At 63.4% G+C, this 10,834-nt stretch carries 9 protein-coding genes; all 9 read right to left on the bottom strand.

Annotation, left to right across the window (positions count from 1 at the left end; genetic code table 11):
• Positions 1 to 18 precede the first annotated feature (18 nt).
• Genes RTH46_RS04670 through rfbF form a run of 9 tightly spaced genes read right to left on the bottom strand, consistent with a single transcriptional unit; the run spans position 19 to position 10,745 of the window.
• Positions 19 to 1,077, bottom strand: coding sequence for an FkbM family methyltransferase (locus RTH46_RS04670; protein WP_316905131.1), 1,059 nt, complete (start codon positions 1,075 to 1,077; stop codon positions 19 to 21).
• A complete protein-coding gene (locus tag RTH46_RS04665) occupies positions 1,067 to 1,825 on the bottom strand; it encodes a TylF/MycF/NovP-related O-methyltransferase (RefSeq protein ID WP_316905130.1) in 759 nt (252 codons plus the stop codon). Before RTH46_RS04665 ends, RTH46_RS04670 begins: the two co-directional genes overlap by 11 nt.
• Positions 1,822 to 3,627, bottom strand: coding sequence for a thiamine pyrophosphate-binding protein (locus RTH46_RS04660; protein ID WP_316905129.1), 1,806 nt, complete (start codon positions 3,625 to 3,627; stop codon positions 1,822 to 1,824). The genes RTH46_RS04665 and RTH46_RS04660 overlap by 4 nt, the downstream gene beginning before the upstream one ends.
• Positions 3,628 to 3,653: 26 nt before the next feature.
• Positions 3,654 to 5,552: an N-acetylneuraminate synthase family protein gene (locus tag RTH46_RS04655; protein ID WP_153787285.1), complete on the bottom strand. Its 1,899-nt coding sequence runs from the start codon at positions 5,550 to 5,552 to the stop codon at positions 3,654 to 3,656.
• Positions 5,549 to 6,913, bottom strand: coding sequence for a CBS domain-containing protein (locus tag RTH46_RS04650; protein WP_316905128.1), 1,365 nt, complete (start codon positions 6,911 to 6,913; stop codon positions 5,549 to 5,551). Before RTH46_RS04650 ends, RTH46_RS04655 begins: the two co-directional genes overlap by 4 nt.
• A complete protein-coding gene (locus tag RTH46_RS04645) occupies positions 6,910 to 7,602 on the bottom strand; it encodes a sugar phosphate nucleotidyltransferase (RefSeq protein WP_279845450.1) in 693 nt (230 codons plus the stop codon). The genes RTH46_RS04650 and RTH46_RS04645 overlap by 4 nt, the downstream gene beginning before the upstream one ends.
• On the bottom strand, positions 7,602 to 8,924 hold the full coding sequence (gene rfbH, locus RTH46_RS04640; protein WP_316905127.1) for a lipopolysaccharide biosynthesis protein RfbH: 1,323 nt from the start codon (positions 8,922 to 8,924) through the stop codon (positions 7,602 to 7,604). Before rfbH ends, RTH46_RS04645 begins: the two co-directional genes overlap by 1 nt.
• Entirely contained in the window at positions 8,917 to 9,993 is a 1,077-nt protein-coding gene (gene rfbG / locus RTH46_RS04635; RefSeq protein ID WP_178125825.1) for a CDP-glucose 4,6-dehydratase, read from the bottom strand. Before rfbG ends, rfbH begins: the two co-directional genes overlap by 8 nt.
• Positions 9,975 to 10,745, bottom strand: coding sequence for a glucose-1-phosphate cytidylyltransferase (rfbF, locus tag RTH46_RS04630; RefSeq protein WP_153787289.1), 771 nt, complete (start codon positions 10,743 to 10,745; stop codon positions 9,975 to 9,977). The genes rfbG and rfbF overlap by 19 nt, the downstream gene beginning before the upstream one ends.
• Between the last annotated feature and the right edge of the window lie 89 nt (positions 10,746 to 10,834).

Genomic DNA, 10,834 nt, shown 5'->3' with positions numbered 1-10,834 from the left:
AAAAAGCAGAGATGCTGCTCACGGCTTTCCAGGTATCGCGTAGAGCACTGCATCAAAGCTACTGGGCGAGTGACAGCGCAGATAGAAGCGGTAGCCCAACTCATAGCCTTGCAACTGCTCGGCTATTTCCCAGAGATGTTCCGCACGGTGATAGATGCTGATGGCCAGGTGCGGGCGATGGGCATGCAGCAGCGCCTGCGCGCCGCGCAGCGCTGCCGGCTCTTCGCCTTCGATATCCATCTTGAGGAAGTTCGGCGCGAACCCTGGCAAGGCATCATCCAGGCGCACACAGCACACCGGATTGCCGCCAGATTCGACAAGGTGACCACCCGCTCCCAGGCTGGGGTCATATCCGCTCAAGCGGTTGCTGTCCGAGACGCCGCATGGAAAGTGGATCGCGCCCGGCACCTTGCCAAGCTGCGCCGTCAGCTGGCGGTAGTTATCCAGATCCGGTTCGAATGTCGCAAGGCTGGCGAAGTCAAACCCGGCAGCCAGCAATTCCTCAACGGTGTCGCCGACGTAGGCACCGCAATCGATAAAGCGCAGTGGTTCCGGCAAGCGCGGCAGATCTGCCGGGAAATACTGCTGGCCTGTGACCGCAGGAAGGCAACGCGGATCACCCAGGGTGCGGTACTCGACTATCGCGTCCAGCAGCTGTTTGCTGGTCTCATCCTCAAGCGCAGCGCGCAACGCTGCAATACGCGATGCATGCTGTTCATAGAATGTGGGGGCAACCAGCCAGTAACGAAATGGCTGGTCTTCTGGATAAAGGCGTACGAACTCGACCAGGCTGACCAGACGGCCAAACCCCAAAACCTCCAGATCATCGAAAATGGTCTTGGTATCCACATGGGCGTTGAACACACCGATCAACACACAGGCTTTGGCCGGGTCATGCTTGGCAGCCCAGCCCTGAGCGCTGAAGACCGGTACTCCGTCCACTTCAGCCAGGCTTTCATCGCGATCGAGAAAAGCATCCACGCGCTGCCCACGAGCAGCCAGATAGTCCCGTACACGCCGCCCGGCGAGCCTGGCCCCGTAGATCAGCAGGTGGTCGTAGCCGAACTCATTCGCCATGGTCCGCTACCTTGATCAGCACGGCATGCCCATTGAGGTTGTGCAGGAAGCGATATCCGCTGTTCTGCGCGACGAACTCATCGACCATGCGCGTTACCCCTTCACAGCCGTAGAACCCGTAATCGTCGAACACCACCACGGCGCCGCGCACAAGCCTGGGGGCAGCCCAAAGCAATACATCGCGGGCGGACTCGAAAACGTCCACATCGATATGCAGCAACGCCAGCCTGTCGCTGACCTGTTCGGCATTGCTCTCTGGGAACATGCCGACCAGTACGCGCACGCTGTCTGCCACTTGACAGCGCTTGGCCAACTCCAGGACCAGACCGACATCGGTGTCGGCATGCTCGCCGCCGCTGTAGCGGGTGTCGTGTGCCCCGGCCTTGACTACGCCAGTGAAGGTATCAGCCAAGAACACGCTACGCCCCTCACGCTGACCGGCCATTGCCAGCAAGCACCCCGAGCCACCGCGCCACACGCCAACCTCGAGAAAATCACCCTCGACGTGCTCCAGCTGACGCGCCAGCGTCCACAGCTCGTACAAGCGCATGATGTCGACCAGCGTGTGCTGACGCACGGCCTCGAACGTGCTCAGAAATGCGCTGTCGTTGACCCAGGGCGCGTGGCTGGCCATGGGCAGCACGCGGGCATGACGCACCCGCGGCGATTTTTCATGCGCCCAGTCGCGCTGGCTACGCAGATAGCCGTAGCACAACCCGGTCAAGCGGCGCTTGAGCCACACTTTCATGCCTCGGCATCCAGCGAAACGGCCATCTGCTGCGCCAACTCTTCACGGCTGAGGAACGGATACAGGTCTTCCAGGGCACCGGTTACCGGCTTGCCGTTTTCATCCATGCGGGTCATGACACGCGGTATCCGTGGTTCTTCGACCTGGACCAGCACCTCGATGATCACCGGGCCATCGCGCTCCAGCACAGCCTGCAGGTTGGCCTGCAGGTCGGCATGCGACTCGATGCGCGCGTAACCCACGCCATAGGCACTGGTCAGCTGGGCCAGATCCGGCAGTTGCAGGCCGCTGGTGGCATCGGCACCGACCAGCAGCTTGAAATGCGCACTTTGCGATGCACGAATCGAGGCATAGCCCTGGTTGTTGATGACAAAGCATTTGACCGGCAGCTTCTGCGCGGCCAGGGTCGCCAGCTCCTGGATGTTCAACTGCAAGCCACCGTCGCCTTCAACACAGACGGTCGGCTTGCGCCCGGAGGCCAGGCACGCGCCGATTGCCGACGGGATGCCAAAACCCATCGAGCCCGTGCCACGGTTGTGGAAGCAACGCTGGCCCTTCTTGAGGCGCAGATTGAGCAGGAACAACTCGGAGGCGAAACCTGAACTGCCCGGCGCGATCACGTCACCTTCATTGAGCAGCGAGGACAACTGGTCGGTGAAGTAGTACATGCTCACGCCCTGGCTGTCGTCGGCGTGCTCGCTCTGCAGCAGCGGGTATTGCTCGCGCCATTGCGCGATGCGCGCCAGCCAGTCAGCGTAGGACGGCAGGCGATCACGGTCGATTTGCGCAGCCAACGCTTCGATGAAGGGTTTGACGTCGGAGACTACCGAGACCTCGATGGGCATCTGCAGCTTGGCGATTTCCGCCGGGTCGATATCCACCACGACTTTCTTCGCATAGGGCGCGAAGTGGGCATGGTTGTAGGCAGTCAAGGCCATATCCAGACGCGAGCCAAGGACAATCAGCAGGTCGCAGTTCTGCAGGGCAAAGTTGGCCCAGCGCGGTGCAATGGAGCCAGGACGGCCACCGTAAAGTGGATGCTCGTCTTCGATGATGTCCATGGCCAGCCAGGTCGGCATGACCGGTACGCCTGCGGCTTCGATCAACTGGTTGAAAGCTTCAACCGCACCCGCCATGCGAATGCCGCTACCGGCGATGATGCCCGGGCGTTTGGCCTGGCGCAGCAAGCTCAAGGTTTGCGCAACCGCCGCGCTGATGTCCGGTTGCTCGCTGGCCACAGGCAACTGCGCCCGGCGCAAGGTCGCGGGGTCGACCCGGGCAGCCTGCACATCCAGAGGTACATCCAGCCACACCGGGCCACGACGGCCGCTGAGCGCGGCATGTTCAAGCTGGTCGAAGACCTCGGCTACCGCCTCGGGGTCGGTCAGGGTGACCGCCGCCTTGGTGATCGGTTCGACAATCGAAACGATGTCGGCTTCCTGCACGCCCAGCATGCGCAAGCCAGTACCGGCCTTGAGGTCAGCACTTTTGACCTGGCCGGACACGAAGAACACCGGTGTCGAGTCCAGCCAGGCACCGAGCACTGCTGTAACCGTATTGGTCGCGCCCGGGCCGCAGGTGGTCATGCACGCCGCCGGACCACCGGTGAGCTTGCCGGCGGCTTCAGCGGCAATCGCCGCCGCCTGCTCGTGCAGGCACAGCACCGGCTCAAGCTCAGGGTGGCGCCCCAACGCGTCGTTGAGGTGCATGGCACCGCCGCCAGGCAGGAAGTAGACCTGCCCCACGCCCAGACGCGCCAGGCGCTCCATGATGTAGTCCGCTACACGGATAGTCTGTGTCACCTTGAATTCCCCCTCGAAACCGGCACTTAAGCAAGCCGCGTCAAATACTGCAGTGCCGACCAGAAGCCGGCCCCATGATCCTTGTGCCCTTGCCAGACTTCAGGAATGAAGCTGACCTCGGGATGTTGGCGAATCTGTGCCCAGCTGGCCGGCCAGTCGATGTCGCCGGTGCCCATCAGCACGCCTTCGCCGTTGGTGCCCTTGGCGTCCGCCACGTGCAGGTGCGCCGAGTGCGGCAGCAGCAGCGCCAGTGCGGCCTGGAAGTCGAGGCCGAAGTGGAAGCAGGTCATCTGCAGGTGCGACAGGTCCAGGCACAGGCGCAGGCCATGCTCGCGGGCCTGGGCCGCCAGTTCGTCGGGCATCATGAAAATGTTCTGGTGGCGCTGACCGCCGAAGTGCCAGGGGAACGGCGCCATGTTCTGCGGGATCAGCTCGGTGCCGGCGAAGTCCACCTGGCGACAGGCGTCATGGAAACGCTCGTAGAGCTCGGGGCGCATGGCCAGCGGGCGTGGCGCGTCGGCAGAAAAACCACCGATGTTGGCGACGATCAGCCGGGCATCGGCTGCGGGGAAGAACTCGCCGATCTGCAGGGTGGCATCGACCACGCGCTGCAGGTTGTCGATAGAGCGCCGGCGATAGGCCAGGTCGTCCGCCACCAGGTCCAGCAGTTCGCTGTTCTCGAACAGCTCCGGGGCGTGAACCACCAGGCGCGAGCATTCCACCTGGGCCAGGAAGGGCTGCGGTTTCAGGCTGAGGTCGCGGTAGGACAGGTGAAACTCGAACAGATCCGGCTCGATGCGCCGACGGTAATCGAGGAAGTCGTGATAGCGCACCGGCACCCCCCAACGAATCGGCATGTCGAACGCAAGCTTCTGCTCGGCAGGCTGTTCCTGCAGGTCGCTCTCGAACAGAAAATCACCCTGGGCGATGTCGCGCTGGGCTGGCTTGCCCAGCAGCTCCGGCAGCCGGTATGGCGCCAGGCCCTGGCCAGGGCTGGCGATGCGCAGCATACCCGGCTCCAGGACTGCACCACGGGGGATCTCGCATGCAGCGATCACGCTCTTGCCGAGGTTCTCGCGGTTCAGCAATTCCCCTTGGCTGGCATGACGGCCAGGACCTTGCCAGGGCAGCGCCAGCTCCAGTTGGCGGATGCCATCCACCAGCTGGCGGAATTCGGCAGGCTCCAGGCTGGCCAGGTGATCCGGGCCTTCCATGTTGCGGTCCAGGGTAATGTGGCGCTCCACCAGCTTGGCACCCAGGGCTACGGCACCCAGGGTAATGGCGATGCCGCGCTCATGGCCGGAGTAGCCGATCAGGCCGTGCAGCTGCTGCAAGCGGCGCAGATAGCCGAGCTGGATATCCCCTTCCGGCGCCGGGTAGGCGCTGTTGCAGTGCAGCAGCGCGAAGGGCGTGCCCAGGGCATTGAGCTGTTCGATGGCACGGATGATTTCGTGCTCGAAGGACATGCCGGTGGACAGGATCAGCGGTTTGCCCAGGCTGGCGGCCTTGGCGATCAGGTAGGGGTTGCAGAGGTCCGCCGAGGCGATTTTCAGCGCCGCCACGTCGAACGCGGCCAAGGCATCGACACTGGGTTCATCCCAGGGGGTACACAGGTAGGTGATGCCTTGTTGCGCGCAGTAGGCGCGCAGCTGGCGATGCTCGTCAAGGCTCAGTTCGACCTTGTCCAGCAGGTCCTGGATGTACTCCACGCCGAGGTCTTCGGCACGCGAGCCATCGGCCTTGCGCCGGTACAGCGCCTCGCGGTTGCGCAACTGGAACTTGACGCAGTCGGCGCCCGCCGCAATGGCGGCATCCACCAGTTGCTTGGCCAATGCCAGCGAGCCGTTATGGTTGTTGCCGGCTTCGGCGATGACATAGACACGCTCGCCACCCAGGGCGATGCCATCGAGAATAATTGGGGTCATTGGATTTTCGTCCGCCAGGAAGTAACACCGCAGGACTCGAAGCGGAAGCCTTGAGTCTGGCAGCCCAGTGCGCGCACCGCATGCACCACCCGCTGGCGATGCTGGGGTTGTACGTAGAACAGGAAGAACCCACCGCCACCGGCGCCGAGCAGCTTGCCGCCGAGCGCGCCGGCCGCCAGTGCAGCGGCGTAGATCTCGTCGAGGCGCCCATGGCTGATGGCCGAGGAAAAGCGCTTTTTCAGACGCCAGGCTTCGTCCAGGCACAGGCCGAAATCGCGCAGCTCACCGCGAATCAGATAGCGGTGCATGCGCCGGCACAGCGCCACGCTGGCGTGCAGCAGGTCGGTTTGCGAGGACTCAGCCTGCATCTCCTCGCGTTGCAGATCATGCAGACGACCGGAGTCGTGGGAAATGCCGGTGTCGCACAACACCAGGCAGGATTCCAGCTCATTGCGGATCGCCTCTTCCAGGCGAATCGGGTGCACCATGTTGCGCTGGTTCTCGAACTCGATCAGGTTGAAGCCGCCGAACGCCGAGGCGTACTGGTCCTGCCAGCCACCGGCGATACCGAAGCACAGGCGCTCGGCCTGGAACGCCAGTTCGGCGATCTCGTAAGTGCTCCAGCGATCCTGGCGCAGTTCATTGAATACCGCGATGGTGGCCGTGGTCGCAGCGGAAGAGCCACCCAGCCCGGAGCCCACCGGAAAGTCCGAGCGCAGGTAGAGGTCGAAGCCGTATTGCGGCTTGATCACCGAAACGATGGTCGCCAACAGGCTTTTTTCACTGGCGGCCAGCAGATCGGCCAGGGAGTCGTAGTCCTCCTCGCGCCCCAGGTCCTCGGAGAAAATCCGGATGCCGCGGTCGCCCCGGGGAACCAGGGTGGCATGGGCATAGAGCCCGACGGTACAGCTGAGCACCGCTGCCGGGTGGTCGATGAAGAAATAGGTCAGGTCGGCACCGCCGCCGCAGAAGCTCATGCGTACCGGCGCACGTGCCCGTGCCAGCACCGGCACTTCCGGGCTGGCTGCCATCAGCCGGGTGTAGACCTCGACCAGGCGCCCCTGCTCATCCACGGCCGGGATGGCGTTGAAACCAAGGTCGAATGCCTTGAGCAACTCCTCGCGCGACGCACCAGCCTGAACGGCGCGGTAATGGCTGTTCATGCAGGTGGTTACCGGCAGGTCGGTCTGGCCGCCCTGCAGCAGGTGGCGACGTACATCACCGTTGGTGACCACACCCAGCAAACGCTGATCGTCGGCCACCACAAAGGCGATCTGCAAGGCGCCTGCCTCGATGCACTTGACCGCATCAAGAATGCTCTGGCGTTCGCCAATGCTCAGGTTCTGCACCAGCAGGCTCATAGCGATATATCCGGAAAAAATTCGTCGGTGTAGCGCGCGAGCGATTCTGGCGTGCCGATATCAATAAAGCGCCCGCTGTAATCGACAACGGATACGGTCTCTCGCTGGAGCAACCCGGGCAACAGATCGTGCTCCATGGAGCACGCGCGAACGGGAATGTCGGCGAAGGCCGGCGCGGTGAAGGCATAAACCCCCGCGTTGATCAGGCCGGGCCCCTGCAGGCCCTTTTCCCGCAAGCCAGCCAGATGCCCCGTGGCATCGAGCGCCAGGCTGCCATAACGGCCGCGGTCATCGACCCGCGCAGCCAGCACGGCATTGCCTTCGCTCAGCAGCATCTGCCGATAACCTTGCGCGTCCACAAAGGTGTCGGCGTTGAGTACCAGATACCGCCCCTGAGCAGGCTGCTCACGCAATGCATTGAGCAGTGCGCCGCCCGTGCCCAGTGGGCTCTGCTCCACCACCAGCGACAGTGGCAGCTGCGCATGGCGAGACAACTCGGCAAGTTGCTCGGCCACCTGCTCGGCGCGGTAATGCGCACACAGCACGCCTTCGCTGATGCCGGCACTGGCCAGCTGGCTCAATACGCGCGCCAGAAAGGGCTCACCGTGAACGGGTACCAGGGCCTTCTGCGCGTCCGTGACGCTGCGCAGGCGTGTACCGAAACCGCCACACAGGACATAGGCGCGCATCAGCACAGCCTCTGCAGGAAGGTTTCGATACTGCGCGCCGCATGCTCCAGATGGTCGTCGCTCAAACCCGGCCAGAGGCCGATCCAGAACGTGTCGTTCATGATCTTGTCAGTTACCGGAAGCTCGCCGGCCACCCGGTATTGCTGCCCCTGCATGTAGGGCTGGCGGATCAGATTGCCGGCGAACAGCAGGCGTGTACCCACGCCCTGCTCATCCAGGTAGCGCAACAGCTCGACGCGCTTTACGCCGCAGCCATCGCGCAAGGTGATCGGATAGCCGAACCAGGAAGGGTCGCTTTCGCGGGTGGCCTGCGGCAGGATCAGTTTGTCCGCACAACCGGCCAGGCGCTCGCCGAGCCAGGCGAAGTTGCGCTTGCGCGCGGCAACGAAATCGTCGACCCGATCCATCTGCGCCAGCGCGCATGCGGCCTGCATGTCGGTGATCTTGAGGTTGTAGCCCAGGTGCGAGTAGGTGTACTTGTGGTCGTAGCCTTCCGGCAAGCTACCCAGTTGCCAGCAGAAGCGCTTGCTGCAAGTGTTGTCCTCGCCCGGCGGGCAGTAGCAATCGCGGCCCCAGTCGCGGAACGACTCGATGATGCGCTTGAGCAACGGGGAGTCGGTGAACACCGCTCCGCCCTCGCCCATGGTGATGTGGTGCGCCGGGTAGAAACTGAGGGTGCCGATATCACCGAAGGTGCCGACCATGCGCCCCTGGTAGGTGGAACCCAGGGCATCGCAGCAGTCTTCGATCAACCACAGACCGTACTTGTCGCACAGGGCGCGGATGACACTCAGGTCGAAGGGATTGCCCAAGGTATGGGCCAGCATGATGGCCTTGGTCTTCGGACCGATGGCCGCTTCGATCAGCGCCGGGTTGATGTTGTAGGTACCCATCTCGACATCGACGAACACCGGTACCGCGCCGAACTGCAGGATCGGGTTGACGGTGGTCGGGAAACCGGCGGCAACGCCGATCACCTCGTCGCCAGGCTTGATCGCTCGCTCACCCAGGCGTGGCGAGGTCAGGGCGGAAAACGCCAGCAGGTTGGCCGACGAGCCGGAGTTGGTGGTGAGCACGCAGCGGCGCCCCAGGTACTTGCCCAGGCGCTTTTCAAACGCCTCGTTGAAGCGCCCGGTGGTCAGCCAGCCATCCAGCACGGCCTCGGTCATGGCCTGCAGTTCGCCCGCACCGATCACCTTGCCGGCAGGCGGAACGCTGCTCTGCCCGGCCACGAAGGGTTTGGGTGCCATCTGCAGCTCGGCGTAACGCCCGACCAGTTCGGCAATCTGTTGGCGCAACTGCTGCGCCGTACTGTCACTCATGGGTTCCGCCTTGGTGAACCGCGAGCTGCTCGCGGGTAACGATGTTCATGTCACGCCCTGCGCGCCAGGCCAGATGCCAGTCCAGGGTATGTTTCAGGGTGTCATCCAGCGACCAGCGCGGCGCCCAGCCAAGCTTTTGCCGCGCCTTGCTGGAGTCCAGGGCCAGCAGACCGGCTTCGTGCGGCTGGGCATCACTGGCAACCGACCAGCGAGCCTCGCCTGGCCAACGGCTGGCAAGGCGTTCGACGATCTCGCCGACGGTGGCCAGCCCGGCGCTGTCAGGGCCGAAGTTCCAGGCTGCGGCATGCTGCTCGGCATCGGTGAGCAGCCCCTGCGCCAGCTGCAGGTAGCCCATCAGCGGGTCGAGCACGTGCTGCCAGGGTCGCGTCGCATCGGGATAACGCAAGGTCACCTCTTGACCGGCCTGCCAGGCGCGAAAGATATCCGGCAACAGGCGTTCGGCAGACCAATCCCCGCCACCCAGCACGTTGCCCGCACGCGCAGTGCCCAGGGCAACGCCAGAGGAGCGCAGGAAAGAGTCGCGGTAGCTCGCGCACAGCAGCTCGACACAGGCCTTGCTGCTGCTATAGGGATCAAAGCCGCCCAGGGCATCCTGCTCCCGGTAGGGCCAGGGCCACTCGCGGTTCTCGTAGCATTTGTCTGTGGTCACCACCAGCACAGCACGGACGGAGGGCGTGGCGCGCACCGCTTCGAGCAGGTTGAGCGTCCCCATGACATTGGTTGCGTAGGTGTCCGCAGGCGCACGATAGGATTCACGCACCAGTGGCTGAGCCGCCAGGTGCAGCACCAGTTCGGGCTGGAAATCCTGCAGGGCTCGGGCCAGGACCGAGGCATCACGGATATCGGCGAAATCACCGGGCACCTGCTGTTGCAACTGCGCAACCTGCCACAGCGATGGCGTGGTTGCGGCAGGCAAGGCGAAGCCGCGCAGTTCGGCGCCCAGCTGGCGCAGCCATACGGCCAGCCAACCGCCCTTGAAGCCGGTATGCCCGGTCAGCAGGACTCGGCGCCCCGCCCAGAATGCCGGATTCAGCGCCATAGCTGCCATGCGGCTTCGCCGTTCTTCCAGTGCGCTTCGAGCAGCATGCGATCACGCAGAGTATCCATCGGTTGCCAGAAACCACGGTGCAGGTGGCTCATCAGCTGGCCGTCCTCGGCCAGACGACGCATGGGTTCGTTTTCCCAGGTGGTGGCATCGCCCTCGATGTAATCGAGCACGGCCGGCTCGAGCACGAAGAAGCCACCATTGATCCAGCCACCGTCGCCCAGCGGTTTTTCCTGGAAGCCGCGTACCTGTTCGCCCTGCACATCCAGCGCGCCATAACGCCCCGGCGGCTGCACGGCGGTTACTGTGGCCAGCTTGCCGTGCTGCCGGTGGAAGTCGATAAGTCGCGGGAGATCGACGTCGGACACACCGTCGCCGTAAGTCAGGCAAAAGGTTTCATCGCCAACGTACTCACGGACACGCTTGAGGCGGCCACCGGTGGCTGTGTTTTCCCCGGTATCCACCAGCGTCACTCGCCAAGGTTCGGCATGGCGGTTGTGGATATCCATGCGGTTTTGCGCCATGTCGAAGGTCACGTCCGACATGTGCAGGAAGTAATTGGCGAAATACTCCTTGATCACGTAGCCCTTGTAGCCCAGGCAGATGACGAAGTCGTTGATACCGTAGTGCGAGTAGATCTTCATGATGTGCCAGATGATCGGTTTGCCGCCTATCTCGATCATCGGCTTGGGGCGCAGGTGGGATTCTTCGCTGATGCGTGTGCCCAGCCCACCGGCCAGAATGACTGCTTTCATTATGCTGTTGGTCCGCATTGGTCGGAGGGGTGACAAAAAACTGTCCCCTGGCCCTTTATGCTAGCCAAAGCAAAACGCATGCCTGCTTT

Origin of the sequence: Pseudomonas sp. zfem004, assembly GCF_032621715.1 — a bacterium.
GTDB lineage: Bacteria > Pseudomonadota > Gammaproteobacteria > Pseudomonadales > Pseudomonadaceae > Aquipseudomonas > Aquipseudomonas sichuanensis.
This window is presented reverse-complemented; position numbering and strand designations above follow the sequence as displayed.

Excerpts from the sequence above, each read along its gene's own strand:
- RTH46_RS04670 (WP_316905131.1), bottom strand. The coding sequence starts at position 1,077 with ATGGCGAATGAGTTCGGCTACGACCACCTGCTGATCTACGGGGCCAGG.
- RTH46_RS04665 (WP_316905130.1), bottom strand. The coding sequence starts at position 1,825 with ATGAAAGTGTGGCTCAAGCGCCGCTTGACCGGGTTGTGCTACGGCTAT.
- RTH46_RS04655 (WP_153787285.1), bottom strand. The coding sequence starts at position 5,552 with ATGACCCCAATTATTCTCGATGGCATCGCCCTGGGTGGCGAGCGTGTC.
- RTH46_RS04650 (WP_316905128.1), bottom strand. The coding sequence starts at position 6,913 with ATGAGCCTGCTGGTGCAGAACCTGAGCATTGGCGAACGCCAGAGCATT.
- RTH46_RS04645 (WP_279845450.1), bottom strand. The coding sequence starts at position 7,602 with ATGCGCGCCTATGTCCTGTGTGGCGGTTTCGGTACACGCCTGCGCAGC.
- rfbH (WP_316905127.1), bottom strand. The coding sequence starts at position 8,924 with ATGAGTGACAGTACGGCGCAGCAGTTGCGCCAACAGATTGCCGAACTG.
- rfbG (WP_178125825.1), bottom strand. The coding sequence starts at position 9,993 with ATGGCAGCTATGGCGCTGAATCCGGCATTCTGGGCGGGGCGCCGAGTC.
- rfbF (WP_153787289.1), bottom strand. The coding sequence starts at position 10,745 with ATGAAAGCAGTCATTCTGGCCGGTGGGCTGGGCACACGCATCAGCGAA.